Annotated in this window: 18 protein-coding genes and 1 pseudogene; 2 read left to right on the top strand and 17 right to left on the bottom strand. The window is 60.0% G+C overall.

The genetic code is table 11. From position 1 onward, the window contains the following. Nucleotides 1–92: 92 nt before the first annotated feature. From hxsA to PU724_RS27205, 4 genes are read right to left on the bottom strand one after another with little or no spacing between them, the layout of a single operon-like run. Complete coding sequence (gene hxsA, locus PU724_RS27220) at nt 93–656, bottom strand: His-Xaa-Ser repeat protein HxsA (protein WP_354424581.1); 564 nt, start codon at nt 654–656, stop codon at nt 93–95. Next, nucleotides 653–1,762, bottom strand: a complete 1,110-nt coding sequence (gene hxsC, locus PU724_RS27215) for a His-Xaa-Ser system radical SAM maturase HxsC (RefSeq protein ID WP_354424582.1) — start codon at nt 1,760–1,762, stop codon at nt 653–655. The genes hxsA and hxsC overlap by 4 nt, the downstream gene beginning before the upstream one ends. After that, nucleotides 1,759–3,168, bottom strand: coding sequence for a His-Xaa-Ser system radical SAM maturase HxsB (gene hxsB, locus PU724_RS27210; RefSeq protein ID WP_354424584.1), 1,410 nt, complete (start codon nt 3,166–3,168; stop codon nt 1,759–1,761). The genes hxsC and hxsB overlap by 4 nt, the downstream gene beginning before the upstream one ends. Beyond that, the gene (locus PU724_RS27205) at nt 3,165–3,440 is read right to left on the bottom strand and encodes a hypothetical protein (protein ID WP_354424586.1); all 276 of its coding nucleotides are present in this window, start codon (nt 3,438–3,440) and stop codon (nt 3,165–3,167) included. Before PU724_RS27205 ends, hxsB begins: the two co-directional genes overlap by 4 nt. 173 nt (nt 3,441–3,613) lie before the next feature. Between PU724_RS27205 and PU724_RS27200 the strand changes: the two genes are divergently transcribed. Further along, nucleotides 3,614–4,114: a Ros/MucR family transcriptional regulator gene (locus PU724_RS27200; RefSeq protein WP_354424588.1), complete on the top strand. Its 501-nt coding sequence runs from the start codon at nt 3,614–3,616 to the stop codon at nt 4,112–4,114. A gap of 344 nt (nt 4,115–4,458) precedes the next feature. Here PU724_RS27200 and PU724_RS27195 read toward each other — a convergent pair whose 3' ends face one another. From PU724_RS27195 to pmtA, 3 genes and pseudogenes are all read right to left on the bottom strand, one after another. Next, nucleotides 4,459–4,677 carry a hypothetical protein gene (locus PU724_RS27195; protein WP_354424590.1) on the bottom strand — a complete coding sequence of 73 codons (219 nt, stop codon included), beginning with the start codon at nt 4,675–4,677 and terminating at the stop codon, nt 4,459–4,461. A gap of 140 nt (nt 4,678–4,817) precedes the next feature. Continuing rightward, on the bottom strand, nt 4,818–5,408 hold the full coding sequence (locus PU724_RS27190) for a cold-shock protein (RefSeq protein WP_354424592.1): 591 nt from the start codon (nt 5,406–5,408) through the stop codon (nt 4,818–4,820). 243 nt (nt 5,409–5,651) lie between these two features. Further along, nucleotides 5,652–6,247: pseudogene (gene pmtA, locus PU724_RS27185) on the bottom strand (phospholipid N-methyltransferase PmtA). 402 nt (nt 6,248–6,649) lie between these two features. Here pmtA and PU724_RS27180 point away from each other — a divergent pair. Then, nucleotides 6,650–6,940 (top strand): hypothetical protein, encoded by a 291-nt coding sequence (locus tag PU724_RS27180; RefSeq protein ID WP_426213687.1) that lies wholly within the window; start codon nt 6,650–6,652, stop codon nt 6,938–6,940. Nucleotides 6,941–7,508: 568 nt separating this feature from the next. On the opposite strand, the gene PU724_RS27175 is transcribed toward PU724_RS27180, so the two are convergent. The 10 genes from PU724_RS27175 to ccoN form a co-directional block, all read right to left on the bottom strand. Then, the gene (locus PU724_RS27175; RefSeq protein WP_354424596.1) at nt 7,509–8,624 is read right to left on the bottom strand and encodes an omptin family outer membrane protease; all 1,116 of its coding nucleotides are present in this window, start codon (nt 8,622–8,624) and stop codon (nt 7,509–7,511) included. A gap of 327 nt (nt 8,625–8,951) precedes the next feature. Then, nucleotides 8,952–10,133 carry a 5-demethoxyubiquinol-8 5-hydroxylase UbiM gene (gene ubiM, locus PU724_RS27170; protein WP_354424598.1) on the bottom strand — a complete coding sequence of 394 codons (1,182 nt, stop codon included), beginning with the start codon at nt 10,131–10,133 and terminating at the stop codon, nt 8,952–8,954. Between the two features lie 724 nt (nt 10,134–10,857). Then, the gene (gene ccoS, locus PU724_RS27165) at nt 10,858–11,013 is read right to left on the bottom strand and encodes a cbb3-type cytochrome oxidase assembly protein CcoS (protein WP_354424599.1); all 156 of its coding nucleotides are present in this window, start codon (nt 11,011–11,013) and stop codon (nt 10,858–10,860) included. Continuing rightward, nucleotides 11,010–13,289, bottom strand: coding sequence for a cation-translocating P-type ATPase (locus PU724_RS27160; RefSeq protein WP_354424601.1), 2,280 nt, complete (start codon nt 13,287–13,289; stop codon nt 11,010–11,012). Before PU724_RS27160 ends, ccoS begins: the two co-directional genes overlap by 4 nt. Beyond that, entirely contained in the window at nt 13,286–13,735 is a 450-nt protein-coding gene (locus PU724_RS27155; RefSeq protein WP_426213692.1) for a FixH family protein, read from the bottom strand. The genes PU724_RS27160 and PU724_RS27155 overlap by 4 nt, the downstream gene beginning before the upstream one ends. A gap of 41 nt (nt 13,736–13,776) precedes the next feature. After that, on the bottom strand, nt 13,777–15,336 hold the full coding sequence (ccoG, locus tag PU724_RS27150) for a cytochrome c oxidase accessory protein CcoG (RefSeq protein ID WP_354424605.1): 1,560 nt from the start codon (nt 15,334–15,336) through the stop codon (nt 13,777–13,779). A 199-nt stretch (nt 15,337–15,535) separates the two neighbouring features. Beyond that, entirely contained in the window at nt 15,536–16,399 is an 864-nt protein-coding gene (gene ccoP, locus PU724_RS27145; protein ID WP_354424607.1) for a cytochrome-c oxidase, cbb3-type subunit III, read from the bottom strand. Nucleotides 16,400–16,401: 2 nt separating this feature from the next. Next, nucleotides 16,402–16,551, bottom strand: coding sequence for a cbb3-type cytochrome oxidase subunit 3 (locus PU724_RS27140; RefSeq protein ID WP_354424608.1), 150 nt, complete (start codon nt 16,549–16,551; stop codon nt 16,402–16,404). A 13-nt stretch (nt 16,552–16,564) separates the two neighbouring features. After that, nucleotides 16,565–17,296: a cytochrome-c oxidase, cbb3-type subunit II gene (gene ccoO, locus PU724_RS27135; RefSeq protein ID WP_354424610.1), complete on the bottom strand. Its 732-nt coding sequence runs from the start codon at nt 17,294–17,296 to the stop codon at nt 16,565–16,567. Then, nucleotides 17,287–18,918 (bottom strand): cytochrome-c oxidase, cbb3-type subunit I, encoded by a 1,632-nt coding sequence (ccoN, locus tag PU724_RS27130; RefSeq protein ID WP_354424612.1) that lies wholly within the window; start codon nt 18,916–18,918, stop codon nt 17,287–17,289. The genes ccoO and ccoN overlap by 10 nt, the downstream gene beginning before the upstream one ends. Nucleotides 18,919–18,976 lie beyond the last annotated feature (58 nt).

Below are 18,976 nucleotides of genomic sequence, written 5' to 3'. Positions count from 1 at the left end.
AACAGTTTTCGACCGCAGCTGCTCGAAAGCAACGGATTGGAGCGGGTCGACGCCTTCTCTAGACGATCAATCGCTCTGGGAAGCGGGCATCGTTAGCGCGCTTCTATCCTCAGCGCGGTCAGTGTTTCGGGGGTGATAGTACCGGTCACCTTCAAGCCATAGTCGGTCTGCATGCGCTGGAGCCCCGCCCTCAATTCGGGACTCATTTCACCGTCTACCTCGCCGGTATAGTAACCGAACGCAAGCAAAGCGAATTCAACTTCTTGAACGATTTCCTTAAACCGGTAGGCATTGCCTGGAAGAGTTTTGAGCGGTGCGGGCGCGGGTGTGGTAGTGGGCGGCTGATAGCTCGGCGCCGGCGCCGCTGGAGCACTATACAGCTGTGCAGGTTCGCTGGGCGTCGGGTTTGCCGGCGGGATGTAAGAATACCCCCCCGTCGAGGAGCGATGGCTTGAATGCGAGAGGTGGCTGCTGTGCGAGCTGTGACTGCTATGCCCAGCCAACGTGTACAGGTGGTCAAGCTTGAAGATATCGAACAGTGCTCTTCTCTTGGCGGGATCGCCGTCTAACGTTGGCTTCACGACAGCAGCCTGCGCATTGACCGGCAGGAACCCTGCCGCGAGGAGCGATGGTATCGCGAACAACCGCTTCTTCATTGGAGAACTCCCAAGTTGCTGTATCCGTGATCACGCGGATGCCATTCGAAAAATCCTCCACACGCGGGCTTCATCGAGCATCCTTCGCACCTTTCCCGATAGGCACGTTTCCAGTCGGAGATGGTGGGGGGCGCCAGATGGCGGTACGCCTCCGGGACGCTGCAGAGCGGAAAGTTGTAGAGTTGTGCGTTGATCCCGCGGCTTCTGACGAAATCAATCGATTGACCAACGAAGTCGAAGCCTCGTGAACTGTCGTAGAAAAGCGCCTTCCAGTTCATTCGGCCAAAGCCGATATTCTCCATCTGCATGAGCGCCCATGTCTGTATGAACGGCAGAGCAGTCGCAACGAACCTCGCCAATCGAGGCAGCCCGGGTGCATTCGGGCGCATCAACACGGTGCGCAATTCTATCAAGGCGCCGAAACGGCACAGCAGCGCGAGATTGTCCATCAGCTGCGCGTATGCACCTGATTTGCCAACTATCTGGTCATGAACAGCCGCCTCGCTTGAGTAAAGAGGGATTCCCCAAACCACCCTGCGCCGGTCGATACGGTTCATCGCACCCCAATCATCTTCACTGAAATGCTGGCCGTTCGTCAGTACATGGAAAGACAGGTCCGGGCGTGCGTCCATGACGCTCTCAAGAAACGCAAATAGCTGAGCCTTGAAAAGCGTTGGCTCCCCACCGGAGATCCCGATCGTCGTCCCTTCGGGAGCAAGCAGCGCCGCGGCCTGGAAATATGGAAACAGGTCCACGTGGTGCTTCTTGGGTGGCTGGGAGCACATCAGGCAGACCTGGTCGCATCTCTCGGTAACCAGGAAGGTGTTGTGCGGCGAGGTGCTACGGATAAGGCGATCGGCGGTTCCTCGTCGCGGATTGACCAGCAAGACGTCCCCGTCGATCCTGGAGGGGTCGATCCCAAGAACCCGTATTGAGCCGCCCTCGCCTACGTACTCGGCACCCTCCGTACTGACGCGCTTCAACGCTGCCTCGAAGGGATGCATCTGCCGAGATGTGGGCTGCAAGCCTTCAGCTTCAAACGAGCGAAGCCGTACGACAAAAGGCACATCCGCGTTCGCCTCCACCTTGATGCGCAGCGGGATCATGAATGCACCGGCACCAAATCGCTGCTCCAGGCGTTCACGCCGAGCCACGCTGCCACTGAGGCACGGGCCGGCTCGTCATTGCGGTAGACAACCTCGAAGACTTTGTCGAAGAGCGACAAGTGCCGTCCGCAGAACCATGTGTCGGGCCTTGGAATGTCGATCCGTCCATAACGTGAAATGTCATCGATCACATCAGTGCCGCAGAACGGTTGATAGGGGCAATGGATGCAATCCGGATCGAAGTGGTTGAACGTCCCGGAATTGAGGAGTTCTACCTTCGCCCGGTCGATTCCTGTCCCTAGATCGCCGATACTAAGATCCATGCGGCCAATCCTGGACAGCATGCGGGCTTCGTCGGTCGGGTAGAAGCGGCCGTCATGGTCGATGACGATATAGTCGGAGGCAAAGAAGTTTGGGTTGCGTATGTCCACGTGGTTGTCGGCGCCAACTCTAAGCACACGCTTCAAGCACTGGCTGAAGTAGTATTCCTCCATGAAGCGCCCGGTCCGGTGATTGCGGGCGATAAGCAGGTCGATGAATTCCGAATGGAGGCGATTCCATCGAGCAAGGACGTTCTCGCCTTGGTCTAGTCTGCGAGCGAACCCCTGGTGGTTTATCGGGCGCAGGTAGACAGATCGGATTCCATACCGCTCGTAATTGTCGAGGAGGCCTGCGAAATCGGGCGGATTGGCCACGTCGATCGTTGGCAGAGCCGAAACCTTGCCCGCAGGGTAGCGACCGACGGCCCTTTCGAGATTGTCAAAGAAGGCTTCGGTGACTTTGCTAGCGTGGGTGCGCTGACGCTCATGCGTCATCCGATCGCCATCCAGCGAGGTGCTGATGAGAGTATCTTGAGCATCCAGGAATGCCCATGCGCGCGCACCCAAATCTTGCAAGTTCGTGCAGACCACGAACTGGGGCCGCGGAAATCTTTCCCGACAGAAGGCCCGGACAGTTTCTAGCAGATCGACCCGCAACAAAGGCTCGCCGCCCTGGAACTCGATCTTGATGTCTTGGCCCTGCAAACCATCGAGGAACGCAAGAACGCCTGAAAGGGTCGCGTCCGACCAATCGAAGCCACGGGCGTTCAAAGGTGCTCGGGAGACCTGGCAGTAGGCGCAGGTAAGATTGCACCTGAGCGTAGGAACGAGAATGACGTAATTCATGCTTTGCGGTTTGGACTGTCGTCGTGCCCACCTGTAGGCGAACGATGTCCAGGCAAGGTCCAAATCCGTGTCGAAGCCATGCCCTCCTTCTTTGAGGAAGGCCACATCGGCGACGGAGAGGTCGTTGCCGGCATATCGATCAAGAAAGCTGTGACCGGCTTTGAAGAATCCGCCGGCGTCATCACAAAACAGCATCGAACCGTCGGACGTCTCGCGGAACTTCAAGGGCCAGACATTCATCGACTGGTGACCGCGCTCATGAGCGCCTGGCGCATCACTAGCGTCTCCGCATAGATCTTTTCGCGGTAGACGGTATACAAAACAGTCTTGCGAAGCTCCTCTTCGGCAAGACCGCCCGACACGCCTATCGAGATCGCGCCGTCAAGTCTGGCGATGCGCCACGCAGGATGGTGAACTTGGAGCCGAAGCATTGCGGAATCGACATACTTGTCGAATTGCGGCGGAATCTCCACCACAAAGTCGAATTCTGCAACATTCGGTAATTCTGCCATAGCCCCACCCGGCGCCATAATGCGCGGTGACGCTCAAACAATCAATGAGCTATTTTTGCAAACACGCTCCTGAACAGGTCTCATTAATCGGTTGAAAATGCCATCTCGACAATGTACTTGCACAAACTGCACAAAGGGGGGCCAAAGAAACTTATGGACACAAGGAAAGCACCATGAACGCATCCGCTGGACAGCAGGAGGATTTCATATCACTCGCTGCCGACATCGTTTCCGCATATGTGTCGAACAATCCGCTTCCGGTGGCGGAGCTACCAAAGCTGATCGGTGATACTCACGCTGCCTTGCAGCGGATCAGCAATCCCGAGACCGAAACGGTGGTCAAGCAGGAGCCGGCGGTTGCGATAAAAAAATCCGTCGCCGCGGACTATATCGTCTGCCTCGAGGATGGGAAGAAATTCAAGTCGCTGAAGCGTCATCTCAGCACCCATTATAATCTCACTCCAGATGAGTATCGGCACAAATGGAAATTGCCTGCTGATTATCCCATGGTGGCCCCCAACTATGCTGCCGCCCGTTCTGCTTTGGCCAAAGCAGCCGGTCTGGGCCGAAAGCCATCAGAAGCGACACCAGAGCCCAAGCGGAAACGGGGAACTCCCACCGCTGCCGCTGCAACCACGTCAGCGGTGGCAAAGTCGCGCGCGAAGAAACGTTGATTTTCCGGGGCCGGCGCAATTCGAAAGCGCGCCGGCAGTGAGCACCTTGCATCGCGTTATCACCGGGCGGGCGCTCCGTCGGCAGGTCCTAAAGGCCTGCCGCGAGCGCCTGCCCGACGGCTGCCAGCTACATTTCGGCCGCCTTGCGGCCGACGCATATGGCAGCAATCTTTTGCCGAGACCAAGCATCGAGTCCGGCGGCTTGTCGCGGTTCAATCCGCGGCGTTCATGGCCAATGGCATGAACGACATGAATTCGGGGGAGCGCAGCGGTCTTTGCGCTGAACGAGGCCGGGGCAACCGACAACCGATTGGTTCGCGTTTAACAACGCGCCCCGCCCAGCTTTACGCTCCAGCTTTGCGACGCTTTGAAATGAGCTGCCTGAACTCAACTTCATCGGTGACGCCACTCTCGAACGTTTGGATGATCTCACGGGCAAGTTGGTCTCTTTGGCCCTGCTCTTGGAGAGCGAGGTGATGCTCATCGCACAGCCGATCAAAGATCCGCTGGAGAAAAGCCAGCTCGCCTGACGTGAAAATGCCGGTGTATTTGCTGAAAGCCATATGAATTCCCTTAAAAGCGCGAGCTTCTCTTCCAAGCGCGGTCGCGTGCCGGCCGCCGTCGAACCTTCCGGCGCATGCTCCGGTCGAATGTGGAGCGAGACAGTCGCAGCATTGCTGCCGCACGCGGCGCTCGCGATAGACTAGCCAAGGCGAAGGCTTTGAACCTCCGCGCCTTTCTTGCCCTGTCCTTGTTCGAAAATCACCTTCTGCCCCTCCGCCAGATCGCTGAGCCCGGAGCGCGACAGCGCGGAGGCATGCACGAAAACGTCCTTTCCTCCGGTTTCAGGGGCGATGAAGCCAAAACCTTTTTCGCGATTGTACCACTTTACAGTCCCTGCGGTTTCGTCGCGCTCACTCGGGCGGAAAGATGAAGTTTCAGCGGCACTCGCCGGGGTCGGCGTCCGACTCGCTTCCATGATCTCCAACACTTGTGCGACTTGATGTCCCTTACGCGTCGCTTCCAAGGTAACCTTGAGACACGCTCCGTCCGCCACATCGCGGCTTCCGGCAGCTTCCAGCACGCGGAGCGGCAGATAGGCTTCGGTGCCGTCCGAGGCTTTAACGAAACCAAATCCTTTACCCGCATTGAACCACTTCACCTGCGCCTCGACAGGGTTGGCGGCCACAGGAGAAGGGTGCTGAAAGAAGCTCGGCACGAAAGCCGCCTCTGCAAACGGCTCGTCCTCACCTCTATGCCGACGTGGTTGGCGATGATCTTTGTATCTGCTCATGTTGTCTCTGGCGGGATAGGAGGATGAACAATGCTTCTGTATGAATAAGACGGTACAAATGGGCGATCAACGTCATTCAGTGGTTCCGACGCATGGGCGCTTGGAGCATGGGTAAAGTTTGGCGGCGGTTCGAGCCCTTGTGGGCGGGTGTAAATGAGCAGGGTCGGTTGCTGCGCGGCCTAGAACATAGGACCGGGCTCGCGGCTTGTCACCACCGGGGTGGCCCGATGTACCCGGACGAAATCAGACTGCTCGACGATAGGTCCAAAGCTGTGCGGGCGGAATATTTCGAACGACGAAATCATAGTGGGACACGACGTAGCGGTTCGGCATCTTGATCACCGGCGACAACGGTCCGTAGGTGATTTGGATGACGGGCGCACCTGCAGGAATGCGCGCCAGCAAGTCCTCAAGCAAGGCGACGCGCCGCTCCATCGGAAAGCTCAGCATCGGCACTGCGCTGATGACGCAATCGAACTGTTCGGCCTTTCGCTCCGCCAGGGCTTCATCCAGAAAAAACACGTCCCCAGCCGGACATCGACTTCTGGAAAGCGCCGCTTCAGCCGCTGTTAGAAATCCCTGGAATACTCGATCGAAATCAGCTGCCGCGGCTCAACGCCCCGTTCCAGAATGGCGTTGGTGATGACACCGGTCCCGGCGCCGAGCTCAAGAACCGGTAGTCCGGACTCTGGCCTGACCACACTTGCCATGCGGCGAGCCGCGTGCACAGACGTCGGCATGAGCGCGCCCACGCCCTTCATGTCCTTTTGCCAGCACCTGAAGAATTGCACTTCTTCTTCGAACCTTCGGCCGAAGCGCTCCTTCAATCGAAAGATCATATCCACTCCTGTTAACAGCTGGCCGTCTGACCGGTTCTGGGACGCCCGTTTGGACAAATTTTGCTGCATTTACAAGGGTTCTGCCGCTCTTGAAACGATAGTTAATTCCGCATCGGCCAGGAAAATCGATTACTCCATGTCCGATCGAAACGGCTCGCCCCACGTCGCCAGCGCGGTATGTTCCTGTCGAGATAACCGGGCAATTTTTGTTTTCTCTACGCTTCACCCATAGGACTGGATGCTTCACTGCGGCACGCACAAGAAGATAGGCTCATGGATGGCGCGACCCGAGCGCACCCACAAAATCTTCACATGGTGCAGGTAAGGCAGTGGAGCTTGTAAACTGCCGAGAGCAGGCTGGCATTGCCGATGATTGATATGAGGGAACGAAACGTGCTGAGAATGACGCGTGCCGAGCTTCACCGGTTGATCTGGTCGAAACCGATGACCGAGATCGCAAGGCGGTATGGCGTCAGGGACCAGCATGTCGCGCAGGCATGCGATGCCTATGACATCGCTCGGCCGCGTGCCGGCCATTGGCAAAAGGTAGAGCACGGCAAGTCGGTGGAGACCGCTGCGCTCGACAACAAGAACCATTCTTCAGAGGCGATCATCATTATCGAACCGGCGGTAGGGAGGCCCGGCGGATTTCAGCGGGGCGGCGACGGTGGTGCTAAGAGGTGCGCAGCATGATCCACTAGAGATTGGTGGGGGAATCCCCGCCCGAATTTGGCGTCTTGGCCGAGGAATCGAGCCTCCATCGCGAGCGTTTCATACATCTAACGGCTTCACTGTCTTGAGTTTGCATAACGAAGCGCGCTGCCGGTGAAGATCCGCGGCGGGTACCGTCCGCGCCGCACTCACGACAAATGCGATCTTAGCGGCCCCCCGGAAAAGCGCGTCCTCGCGACGAAGCGTGGTTTGCGGCGATGCGCCAGCTTGTCGGCCGCCAGACACTATGTCTGGCATCCCCGATGGGGGTCCGAGCTAAGTGAAGCGTGGCGCAATCCAGACAGGTTCGGTGAACGACCCTGCTATCATCGTACGTCGGGAGCGGGCTTTGGCAAGGCTGTCGGCGCTGGCGCGACCATGGATAAACCACGGCCCGAAAGTCAAGGGTCGTAAGCGCACCGGCGCCCAGCGATCGTGCACACGTCACTCGGTGAGCCTGCCGCTTCGGCTGAGGCAACGGCTGGAAGCAATCTAGCGCCCAGTTTCGGCCTCCTCCGGCGCTTCGACAAAGGTGCATGTGTCAGCATCCTCAAAAGGTGGCCTTGAGACCAAGGGAGACTGACATGGCTTGGAACGTCGCTGCGACACTATCTTTCCACGGGCCCTTCAACTGCCCTTTGGCCGTGTCTAAGCTTTGTTCGTCGCCGCGGGTGTGAAACACCCGGTCGAAGGACCCACGCAGATACAGCGAGGTGCACGGCGTTACCGGGTAACTAACCGCGATATCGGCTCCCATCGTCGGTGCTGTGTATAGGTCCTTGTAAAAGCGATGCTCACCCCAGTGGTCGTCTATGTCCTCGAAGCCGATGCTCAGGCCAGCTCGAATGCCGCCACTGAAGCTAAGGTCGCCGAGGACTTGTTCGCCGCTCAGGCTCACGAAGCCAACCGGAATTTTCTGCCGATTGCTGATGACTTTATGGTCTCCCGACCAGGTTTCGTGTCGGTCGCGAAAGAGCGGATCCCCGCTGGATTCGATGCCGTATCCCCCATAGGCTGTCCACTTAACATCGGTATAGCGCAAGCCCGCACCGACCGCGAGACTGCCGGTTTCATTGCTGCCGACGATCCGGTCAACCTCGATCGAACCGGCGAAATAGTGATCGAGATCGGTATCGGGCATAACCGCGCGGCCGCTCCAGCTGTCGTTGAGCTTGCTGGCCCAATCGCGATCGAGCAGGTGCCCGTCGCCGCCAACACCGACATCGAATCTGCTCTTTAAGCTCCAGTCCTTATCGATGCGTGCACTGACGCCAACCGACAGCAGATTGACCTCTATGCTCTTCCAATCCAGCTGGCTGAGCTTGTGATTGTGCCAGCCGTTGTCCGTCCAGTAGACAAAGTCCTGGGCCCTGATGTCGGCAAGACCGATTTCGCCCGAAACCACGATGATCCCATTGTCGATGTAAAATGGGCCCTTCCCCTCGGCAGCGAACGATGGCGCCGACAACAGGACACAAGAAGTGGTGACGGCCTTGAAGGTGACTCGCTTTGCACGCTCACTGACTTTTTCATTCGGCACATCAGTGTGGGGCCTTGACTTCTTCGCCGCTGAACCGCGGGCCGCTGCTGTTGGCCGATTGGGTTCGCTTCGGCGCGGCGAAAGAGACCGTGTCCCACCCTTCATGGACTTTTGAGAATGCGGCATGTCGTTGTCCTTCGTCTCAGTGAAATGGGAATTGTCAGGACCGTGCAGGAGCGCGACGCGGTACCTAGTGAGGATCGGTAGCGGGGAGATCGGCTGGGGCCGCTTGAGCCGGGGCACGCAAAGGTGACGTCCAGAAACCTGGTGCAGCTCGATAGAGCGGTGGTCATCGGTGCTTTTTCGAACCAGGCGAAGTGTTCGGCAACCCGACCTCCGCTGCCGTACCACTCGCTTCAGTGCCGTTGAGAGCCCGCTCGCGGGCGGCTTCGTCACCACCGAGCGGCGATGCAGAAGGCGTCGTGCCAGGAGGGAGCTACCCATGCCTGTGTTTCACCGCCTCAGCATGGCCGAAATGCCATGGCGGACAAAGGGAAAATATTGGGCAAGGCGAAGCCCGACATGCCTTGCAAGCCGTGCCGTCGCGTGCTCGCCTGAGTAGAGTCCGACGAGTAGGTTCGTAGCATGATAGAGCGGTGCCGCCGACAGCCGAAGACAGCTTTCGTATCTGTGGAGCATGTCGGGATCGGCAATGTCGCGACGGTCGCGACGTGCTGTCAGGATTCTACGGGCGAGTTGCTTCTGACTGCAGAGGCCGATGTTGAAGCCATGCGCAGTCACCGGGTGCATGCCAATGGCAGCGTCGCCGATGAGTGCAGCGCTCGGAGCCCAAAACTTGTGCGCCCACGTCGTGACCAGCGGATAGGTATGGCGAGTGCTTGCCAGGGTCATTTTTCCGAGGCGCCCTCGACACCGGTCCGTCAATTCCATCAGGAACAGATCCTCGTCGACAGCAAGAAGTCTATTGGCCTCGTTTGCGCGCAATGTGAGAAGCAGCGACGACACGCCTTCCATCAGCGGCAACATCGCTATCGTCTGATGGTGATCGAACCATTCGATTGCGACCTGGTGGTGGGCGCGCTCGTGCCTCACCCGGCAAATCAACATCGAGCTGCCAAGCCGATTGATGTCGGCTGCGATGCCGAGCAGGTCGCGCGTGCGCGATAGACGCGAATCCGCTGCAACGAGAAGCCGAGCAGTCAACCGCCTGCCGTCAGAAAGCTTTACGACCGCTCCTTTGTGGCTGTTGGTTACACCAACGACGGAGTGGCCGCATAGCAGTTGGGCATGGCCGTGCAAGCGGACAATCTTGAACAGGGCATCGCGGATCCGCCGATTTGGGACTAGAAATCCGAGTGGTTCTGCAGATCCTCTTGGAGGATCGAAGCACAGAGCGAAAGGACTCGATCCGTTGAGCACGCGCGCGCCTTGCACTGGTGATTTGTGACAAGCGGAGATGGCGTCCCAGGCGCCGAGCTCGCTAAGGATGCTGATCGAGGCGTAGGTCAGCGCGATCTCGCGACCATCGAAAGGCGGATTCGCCAGCCTTTCCAGGGCCTGCGGTTCAACCACCGCCACTTTGAGATCGCTCTTTGCAAGCGATGCGGCGAAGGAAAGTCCGACCGGCCCGGCTCCGGCGACTATGATGTCGAAACTGTCGTCGCAGCCGGCCATCAGCGCGCCGCCATCGCGTCGGCTATCCGCGTGAGATGCTGGTTGAGTTGAGCCGCAAGCCGTGGACCGATTGCCCCGGCTACCAGTGTGCGCCGCATCGCCTCAAGCCGCTGGGCACAAGAATGCGCATAAATCCGCAACGAAGGATGCAGCCAGGAACGCAGTCGACAGGCCCAGCCCTTGTGCGCACCCAGCCAGGCACACAGCCAGCTAGCAAGCGGGATTCTCACCCGGGCGGTTCGCTTATGGTGACGACCAAACTGTCCGTTAGACATACGTTCTCCCTTGAAGGATTGGTCGACGTAACCACGCCGGTGAGGAGATAACCTTGATCTGGATCAGCCAGACGCGACAAATCCGGCAGCGGCGGGTTTCATGCGCGACTGCTCAACGCCTAAGAAAATGTCGGCCATATGGTCACGTCATACTGGAATGACGTGCTTCCCTCCGGGTGCAAGTTCGGCAAACTTAATCCTGATCCGTTCTTCGCGCCGCTCGCGCCGGCTCGGCAGCATTTCTAAGCAAACGGACACGCTTGTCCGCCGTGCGAGATTACTTCGTCACATCAGCCGCCTGCATGGGGAACGGGCTACAAAGTCCTTCGAGCGGTAGGGCTAATCGACGCCGAATGTCGCTTGGGAGCTCGCTGTGGAGCGTTGGCCGTCTGTTCCCAACCAAGTCAACTCGGCTGACGACCCGCACAATCGTCCACACAGTAGTCGGGTCAGCGTTCCGGCTTGTCGTCCCAGTCGATGAGGATGCGCTCAGCGGCCCCGTGCAGATCCTCGTACTGACCACTCCTTAATGCCCACAGAAACCCGGATAGCCCAAGCGCACCAAGGAACAGAGCTGCTGGTATAAGGTAGACGAGCGTCGTCATGACGGCCGCACCCATGCGCGAATGCCCGAGCGAGTTGCCGACGGAGCCATCGTCACCTCGGCGGGTGCAAGGCTTTGCAGGCGTAGCGCATTTCCAATGACAAGCAGCGACGACGCGGACATGGCGATGGCAGCGATCAGCGGAGTAACGTGTCCAAGAATGGCGATCGGCACGGCAATGGCATTATAGACGATTGCGATGGCGATGTTCTGGCGGACCAATCGTCCCGCCATCCGTGAGACGTCCAAGGCAAGGGGTAGCGCCAGTAGGCTCTCGCGAAAGAATACGAAATCCGCGGCGTTGCGGCCAATGTCCGCGGCGGTAGCCGGAGCGATCGAGACATGCGCCGCGCCCAGCGCGGGCGTGTCGTTCAGGCCATCGCCGACCATCAGGACCCGGTGACCGTCATTGGCCAGCTGCCTGATCCGCTCGACCTTTCCCGATGGCACAAGAGCGGGGGTAAAACGGTCGAGCTGTAGCGCGTCGGCGACTTGGGCGCATGCGACGACCGTATCGCCGGACAACATTTCCACCGTTAGTCCGGCATGTTTCAACCGCGCAATGGCCGTGTCCGCGTCCGCCCGCAAGGCGTCTTCGAATTCAAAGAAAGCGACGATCCTTCCGTTTCGGGTCAGTACCGTTTCGCCTAGCTTGCCTTCGGCATCGTTCCGATCCTTGCAGCCGGCCCATCCCTGCCGACCCAGGCGCCAGGTGCTGCCTGCGGCTGTCGCTTCGATGCCAAAACCGGGATGCTCTCTCACTTCATTGAATGTCGGCTGCGCGGCCGGACTCGCCAGGCCGGCGATCGCCTGCGCAAGCGGATGGCGGGAATGCGCGCTCATCGCGGCGGCGATTGCCAGCGTGGCCGGATGGATGGATGATCTGTTGACCAGCCGGGGTTTTCCCAGCGTCAGAGTGCCCGTCTTGTCGAAGACCGCAGTGTCGATTGCCGCCAGGCGCTCCAGAGCCGACCCGTCCTTGACCATGATGCCGTTGTCGAACAGTCGTCGCGCGGCGACAACCTGGACGATGGGCACGGCAAGGCCGAGTGCGCAGGGGCAGGTTATGATCAGGACGGCGATGGCGATCGTCATCGCCCTGTGCCAGTCCCCGCTGGCCGCCAGCCAGACAAGAAACGTCGCGAAGGCCGTCAGATGAACCACCGGCGCATAAAGCGCGGAAACGCGGTCGGCGATCCGGCGATAATGGGCGCGGCCGCCTTCGGCGGCCTCCAGCAGGCGGACCATTTCCGCCAGGAAGGAATCCTTGGCGGCTGCAGTCGCCTCGACAGTCAGCGGGCCGGTCAGGTTGAGCATGCCGGCCTGCACCGTCTCCCCTGATACCACGGCCCTGGGCTTGCTCTCACCGGAAACCAGCGAGCAATCGAAATCCGACGAGCCTCGGACAATCCTGCCATCGACGGGTATTCGTTGGCCAGCGGCGATTAACACACGCATGCCCGGCTCGATCTCGCCGACCGGCAGATAGTCGCGTGCGCCGTCATCGCGCAGAACCATGGCGCCGCGGGCCTCCAGCCGGGACAGGCCCTTGACGGCGGTTCGGGCCCGCTCGCGCAGCACGTGGTCCAGCGTCCGGCCGATCAGCAGGAAGAACAGCAGCGATGCCGATGCGTCGAAATAGGCGTGCTCGCCATGATTGACCGTTTCGTAGAGGCTCATGGCGTAAGTGAGCGACACTCCGACGGCGATCGGAACGTCCATGTTCATGCGACCATGTCGCAGAGCATTCCAGGCCGACCGGAAGAAGATGCCGCCGGCGAATGCAAGCGCGGGGATGGCGATCAGCGCCGAGACCCAGTGGAACAGATCGCGGGTTGCCCCTACAGCGCCCGACCAGACAGAGACCGAAAGCAGCATGATATTGCCCGCCGCGAAACCTGCGACCGCGACTGCCCGGACCAGTTCCGAAAGCGTGCCGTCCTTCTCGTGGCCGTCGGTTTCGAACAGATGCGCCGGATAACCCAGTCCTTCGAGCGTGGCTATGATCGGGGGCACCTCACCTTCGCGCCATCGCACCGTCACCCGTTTCGTCGATAGGTTGACGCGCGCTCCCTCGACACGGTCGAGTTTTCCGAGTGCTGCCTCGATCGCCTGGATGCAGGCTCCGCAGCGGACCGTCGGGACCGAAAGGTCAGTCTCAATGATGCTGTTGCCAAGACGGCGACTCGCCAACCTGATTTCCTGGTTTAAGGCCAGGTCTGGCTTGACCCTGCCTGAATCCGCTACTGTCCCGGCGCCAGGTGCACAGCAACTCATTGCAACGCCCCATTGGAAACGACGACACGGCGGACTTCCCGATAGGGCTTCGCAAGGCCGGCATCTGCATCGATTTCGACAATCCAGACGCCATCCTTCGGCGTATGTCGCGCCGCGAATGTCTGACCGGAAGCGGGAGCAAGGGTGATGGTCTTGTCCTGCGCCTCGTAGGCGGGATGACGAAACAGCACCCTGACGCCGTGCAGAGCGACCGGCTTGCCGGCGGCGCTGAGGCAGTAGCGGACCTCACCTGCCGCGATCGTCAGTTTGCCGGTCCAGCCCATGGCCGCCTGCGCCCGGCCTTCCCTGGCCTTCTGATTAAATTGCTGGCTGGCTACGTAAGTGTTTTCGACGACAAGTCCGGTCCAGCTCGTCCTGGCGAACGTCGCCATGGTCGCGTTGACGCCGATGATCACCCCGAAAAAGATGAGGATAGTAAACAGCATATGCCTGCCGGTGAATTCGCGAGGTTGCTCTGTTGCGGTGCTCACTTGGTCCTCTCCGGCGCGTTGAAGGTGGCGATGTATCGGTCTGACTCTAAACTGGCCTTGTCGTTTGCGATGAATGTGAAGGTCTGCGTCTGGCCCCGGATCTGACGGGCGGGCTGGCGCACGAAGATTTTCAACGTTTTGAGGCGGTCGGGCTCGACCGGGATAGCGAAGGAACGGCCTGTCGGCACGTCAGAGCCAACGAGGCTCATTTGCGCGCCTTCCAGGCCCCGCATCGTGACGACAATGGTTCGCGGCTCAGGGGTCATGTTCAGCAGTTTCACTGTGTAGCCATTGCGGATCGAGCCGTCCGAAAGCGTCACGAACTGAGGATTGCGGTCATGCAGGACATTCAGTTCCAGCCGCTCGCGCGTCAGCAGCGAATAGACGAGGACCAGCCCGATGGCCGACCATGCACCGAGATAGATGTAGGTGCGCAACCGGAAGATCTTGCGAATGTGGAAATGCGCCAATTTGTCGGAGAAAGCGCCGCCGGCCGTCCGAACGAGGGTGGGATCGATCGGGCGGGTACCGCCTGCCGTCGCCACGGCCATGTTGGAGTTGTAGTCGGAAAGCGTCGCGTAGGAGATCAGCCCCCGCTCCTTGCCCAGCTTTTCCATGATGCTGTCGCAGGCGTCAATGCACAGAGCGCAGGTGATGCACTCCAACTGCTGGCCGTCGCGGATGTCGATCCCCATCGGGCAGACGGCGACACAGGTCTTGCAGTCGACGCAGTCGCCGACCGATTGTCCGGCGGCCGAGGCCTTTTTGGCATGCCTTGAACGCGGCTCGCCGCGCCAGTCGTTGTACGTCACCGTCAGCGAATTTTCGTCGAGCATGGCGGCCTGGATACGCGGCCATGGGCACATGTAGGTGCAGACCTGCTCGCGCATCAGCCCGCCGAACACGTAGGTGGTGCCGGTGAGTACGGCGATCGTGACATAGGCGACGGGTGCTGCCGTGCCAGTGACGACTTCGCCGAGTAGTTTCGGCGCATCGGCGAAATAGAAGATCCAGGCGCCGCCCGTGGCAACTGCGATGACGAGCCAGACGGCATGCTTGGATACGCGCAGGAAGAGCTTGCGAGCCGTCCAGGAAGCGGCGTCGAGCTTCATCCGGGCATTGCGATCGCCCTCGATCGCCCGTTCAACCACAAGGAACAGGTCCACCCAGACCGTCTGCAGGCAGGCATAGCCGCACCAGGCTCGCCCAACCGTCGATGTGATCAGGAAAAGGCCGACACCTGCCATGACCAGCAGGCAGGCCACATAGTAGAACTCCTGCGGCCAGATCTCGATGAAGAAAAAGTAGAAGCGGCGGTTCGCCAGGTCGATGAGAACGGCCTGGTCGGGTGCGAAGGCGCCGCGATCCCAGCGCTGCCACGGCGTCAGGTAGTAGATGCCCAGCGTGATCGCCATCACCAGCCATTTGAAGCGACGAAAGCTGCCTGAGGCGCGCTTGGGGAAGATCTTCTTGCGCGCGGCATAGAGCGGCTGTCGCGTCCTGGCGGAGTTGACCGCTTTGGCTTCGAGCCGTTCTATTTGCTTGTTATCAAGCACAAGAAGCTCCGGTCACCAGCGACAATTTTCGCGGCGGACGCCCGACCACCGGTTCTGGCCGACGGTTGAGCAAACTTTACCGCATGCGGGCAGCGTCGCGTTGAGGAAGGTCATCGCGGGCTGCCGACGCGGTCGAGGCCCGGCTCGCGCCGGGCCTCGTCGCTTGGCGGGGGGGAGGGCCGAGAATAGGCCGCCGTTCCTATTCTCCAACGCCAAGCGAATGGACATAGACTGCAAGTTCCTTGACCGTCGTCTCGCCGAGGCGGCCGACCCAGGCGGGCATCACTCCGTTCTTCGGGGCTCGCACCTGAGAAGCGACTGCCGTTTCCCCAGAGCCGTAGAGCCAAATCGCATCGGTCAGATCGGGTGCGCCGAATTCTCTGCCGCCCTTTGCGTTCTCACCATGACAAGCGACGCAGTTGTCCGCGAAGACCTTGGCGCCGGGCTCGACCAGGCTGGCGTCTCTGACGGGTCCCGACAAGCTGGCGACATAGGCGCTGACCTGGGTGATCTGCTCAGGCGTGATGACCTCACCAAAAGCGGGCATTTCCGACACGCGCGTGTCGGGGTCTGACGTGAAGCGGATGCCATGCGTAATCGTCTGCTGGATTTCCTCGGCGTTGCCGCCCCACAGCCAGTCGTCGTCATTGAGATTGGGAAAACCGCTGGACCCTTGCGCGCCGGAGCCGTGGCACTGCACGCAATTGACCCTGAACGCCGCAAAGCCGGCCGCGACGGCGAACTCGCGCAATGCGTCGTCAGCAACAATCTCCGACACGGTCTTCGATCCCACAGCCGCGACATATTTGGCCTTGGCGGCATCTGCCGCCGCCAACTCGTTCTTGACGTCGTTGCGGCTCGAATAGCCGAGCGCACCCTTTGTCGCCGTGGTCAGCATCGGCCATGCCGGATAAGCGATGGTGTAGGCAGCCGCCCAGGCGATGGTGACGTAGAAGGTGACCACCCACCAGCGCGGAAGCGGGTTGTCGAGTTCCTTGATGCCGTCCCACTCATGACCGGTCGTGGAGACGCCCGACAACTCATCGATATGCTGTGTGCTCATGATCAATCGTCTTTGAGGGGAATGCGGGCGGCTTCATCAGCCTGGCCGCGACCGCCCGGTCGGAGCGCGATGGCAACGCATCCAGCAAAGAAGAGCGCCAAAGCGAGCAGGCCCCAGCTGTCCGCAAACTCCCGCATCAAATTGTAGTCCATCAGTTGTTTCTCCTCAGCGATAGCCGGCGCCTTCGTCGTAGTTCTTGAAATCGACCAGGGTGCCGAGCATCTGCAGGTAGGCGACCAGGGCGTCCATCTCGGTGACCTGCTGGGGGTTGCCGTCGAAATCACCGACCTTGGCCTTCGGATAGCGCGCCTCGAGGCCTGACGTGTCGGCATTGGGATCTGCCTGTGCCATCAGATCCGCATTGGCATTGGCGATCATGTCATCGGAGTAGGGCACCCCAACGCGCCTGTTCGCGACCAGATGCGTCGAGAATTTCTTCACCTCGATCGGTGTGTCTTTAAGGAACGCGTAACTCGGCATGATCGACTCCGGCACGACGGAGCGCGGATCGCTGAGATGCTGGACATGCCAGCTGTTGGAGTAGCGGTCGCCGACGCGCGCGAGATCGGGTCCCGTCCGCTTGGATCCCCACTGGAAGGGGTGGTCGTACATCGACTCGGCCGCCAGGCTGTAATGACCGTAGCGTTCCACCTCGTCGCGGAATGGCCTGATCATCTGGCTGTGGCACAGATAGCATCCCTCGCGCACGTAGATGTTGCGACCGGCGAGTTCGAGCGGCGAGTAAGGCCGCATGCCTTCGACCTTCTCGATCGTGTTGTCGAGATAGAAGAGCGGCGCGATCTCGACGATGCCGCCGACGGTCACGACCAGCAGGGATCCGACGAGAAGCAGGGTCGCGTTCTTCTCGATGGCCGCGTGTTTATCCATCAAGCCCATTTTCTGGCTCCTGATCGCACGGGCTTCAGGGCGGGCGCGGAGCCCGGCAGAGGTTGCTCCTCGCGCTGGTAGCCGCGGATGGTCATGGTGATGTTCCAGGCCATGATCAGGGCGCCGGACAGATACATCGCGCCGCCGGCGGCGCGCATGATGTAGTAGGGATGCATGGCGGCGACGGTTTCGGCGAAGGAGTAGACCAGGAAGCCCTGTTCGTCGTACTCACGCCACATCAGGCCCTGCATGATGCCGGAAACCCACATGACCGCCGCATAGACGACGATGCCGAGCGTGGCGAGCCAGAAGTGCCACGTCACGAGTCGGGTCGAGTAGAGCCGCGGCCGGTTCCACAGCTTCGGCACCATGTAGTAGATGGCGCCGAACGAGATCATGCCGACCCAGCCGAGCGCGCCGGAATGAACGTGGCCGATGGTCCAGTCAGTGTAGTGTGAAAGCGAGTTGACGGTCTTGATCGCCATGACCGGGCCTTCGAAGGTCGACATGCCGTAGAAGGCAACGGCCGTCACCATCATGCGGATGATCGGATCGGTGCGCAGCTTGTCCCAGGCGCCGGACAGCGTCATCAGGCCGTTGATCATGCCGCCCCACGAAGGCATCCACAGCATGATCGAGAACACCATGCCCAGCGTCTGAGCCCAATCTGGAAGGGCAGTGTAGTGAAGATGATGCGGCCCGGCCCAGATATACAGGAAGATCAGCGCCCAGAAGTGGATGATCGACAGGCGGTAGGAATAGACCGGCCGATTAGCCTGCTTGGGCACGAAGTAATACATCATGCCTAGGAAACCGGCGGTGAGGAAGAAGCCGACGGCATTGTGCCCATACCACCACTGGGTGAGGGCATCCTGAACGCCCGCGAAGGCCGAGTAGCTCTTCGAGCCGAGCAATGAGACCGGCATCGATAGGTTGTTGACCACATGCAGCATCGCAATGGTGACAATGAAGGAGAGGTAGAACCAGTTGGCGACGTAGATATGCGGTTCCTTGCGCTTCAGGATGGTGCCAAGGAAAAGGATCAGGTACGCGACCCAGACGATCGTCAGCCAGATGTCGACATACCATTCCGGCTCGGCATATTCGCGGCCTTCGCTGATGCCCAGCAGATAGCCGGTCGCGGCCATGACGATGAAGAGCTGGTAGCCCCAGAAGACGAACCAGGCGAGATTGCCGCCGAAGAGGCGCGCGCGTGACGTGCGCTGGACCACATAGAGCGACGTGCAAAGCAGGGCATTGCCGCCGAAAGCGAAGATAACCCCGGAAGTGTGCAGCGGCCGCAGCCGGCCGAAATTGAACCAGGGTTGGATGTTGAGGTCGGGGAAAGCAAGCTGAAGCGCGATAATGACGCCGACCAGCATGCCGACAACGCCCCAGAATACTGTGGCGATGGACCCGTAGCGGATTGGTCCATCCATGTAAGCTGCGGGGTCGATTGGAACTGCTGGCTTGAAGTCGATGTTGCGCATTAGCATCGCATTGAAGCCAGCCACGCTGAAGAACAGAACCCACATGTGCTGGCGAAAAGGTTCATCCACGCCGAAGCCGGCAGCCACCACTGCTGCGAAAGCAAACAGGCCTAGAAGGACGATCTCTGTGCCGAATTTCATTGCAAGGCCCGATCTGGAAAATGCGGCGGACGCCAGATCCGCATTGCATAAATTGCGC

This window comes from Mesorhizobium abyssinicae (assembly GCF_049887195.1).
Taxonomy (GTDB): Bacteria; Pseudomonadota; Alphaproteobacteria; order Rhizobiales; family Rhizobiaceae; genus Mesorhizobium; species Mesorhizobium abyssinicae.
Note: the sequence above shows the minus strand (reverse complement) of the source record. Positions and strands in the feature narration are given on the sequence as shown.

Excerpts from the sequence above, each read along its gene's own strand:
- hxsC (WP_354424582.1), bottom strand. The coding sequence starts at position 1,762 with ATGATCCCGCTGCGCATCAAGGTGGAGGCGAACGCGGATGTGCCTTTT.
- PU724_RS27200 (WP_354424588.1), top strand. The coding sequence starts at position 3,614 with ATGAACGCATCCGCTGGACAGCAGGAGGATTTCATATCACTCGCTGCC.
- PU724_RS27140 (WP_354424608.1), bottom strand. The coding sequence starts at position 16,551 with ATGGACTACAATTTGATGCGGGAGTTTGCGGACAGCTGGGGCCTGCTC.
- PU724_RS27175 (WP_354424596.1), bottom strand. The coding sequence starts at position 8,624 with ATGCCGCATTCTCAAAAGTCCATGAAGGGTGGGACACGGTCTCTTTCG.
- PU724_RS27205 (WP_354424586.1), bottom strand. The coding sequence starts at position 3,440 with ATGGCAGAATTACCGAATGTTGCAGAATTCGACTTTGTGGTGGAGATT.
- PU724_RS27190 (WP_354424592.1), bottom strand. The coding sequence starts at position 5,408 with ATGAGCAGATACAAAGATCATCGCCAACCACGTCGGCATAGAGGTGAG.
- PU724_RS27160 (WP_354424601.1), bottom strand. The coding sequence starts at position 13,289 with ATGAGTTGCTGTGCACCTGGCGCCGGGACAGTAGCGGATTCAGGCAGG.
- ccoN (WP_354424612.1), bottom strand. The coding sequence starts at position 18,918 with ATGAAATTCGGCACAGAGATCGTCCTTCTAGGCCTGTTTGCTTTCGCA.
- hxsA (WP_354424581.1), bottom strand. The coding sequence starts at position 656 with ATGAAGAAGCGGTTGTTCGCGATACCATCGCTCCTCGCGGCAGGGTTC.
- PU724_RS27195 (WP_354424590.1), bottom strand. The coding sequence starts at position 4,677 with ATGGCTTTCAGCAAATACACCGGCATTTTCACGTCAGGCGAGCTGGCT.
- ccoS (WP_354424599.1), bottom strand. The coding sequence starts at position 11,013 with ATGACGACGCTCGTCTACCTTATACCAGCAGCTCTGTTCCTTGGTGCG.
- ubiM (WP_354424598.1), bottom strand. The coding sequence starts at position 10,133 with ATGGCCGGCTGCGACGACAGTTTCGACATCATAGTCGCCGGAGCCGGG.
- ccoP (WP_354424607.1), bottom strand. The coding sequence starts at position 16,399 with ATGAGCACACAGCATATCGATGAGTTGTCGGGCGTCTCCACGACCGGT.
- PU724_RS27180 (WP_426213687.1), top strand. The coding sequence starts at position 6,650 with ATGACGCGTGCCGAGCTTCACCGGTTGATCTGGTCGAAACCGATGACC.
- hxsB (WP_354424584.1), bottom strand. The coding sequence starts at position 3,168 with ATGAATGTCTGGCCCTTGAAGTTCCGCGAGACGTCCGACGGTTCGATG.
- ccoO (WP_354424610.1), bottom strand. The coding sequence starts at position 17,296 with ATGGGCTTGATGGATAAACACGCGGCCATCGAGAAGAACGCGACCCTG.
- PU724_RS27155 (WP_426213692.1), bottom strand. The coding sequence starts at position 13,735 with ATGCTGTTTACTATCCTCATCTTTTTCGGGGTGATCATCGGCGTCAAC.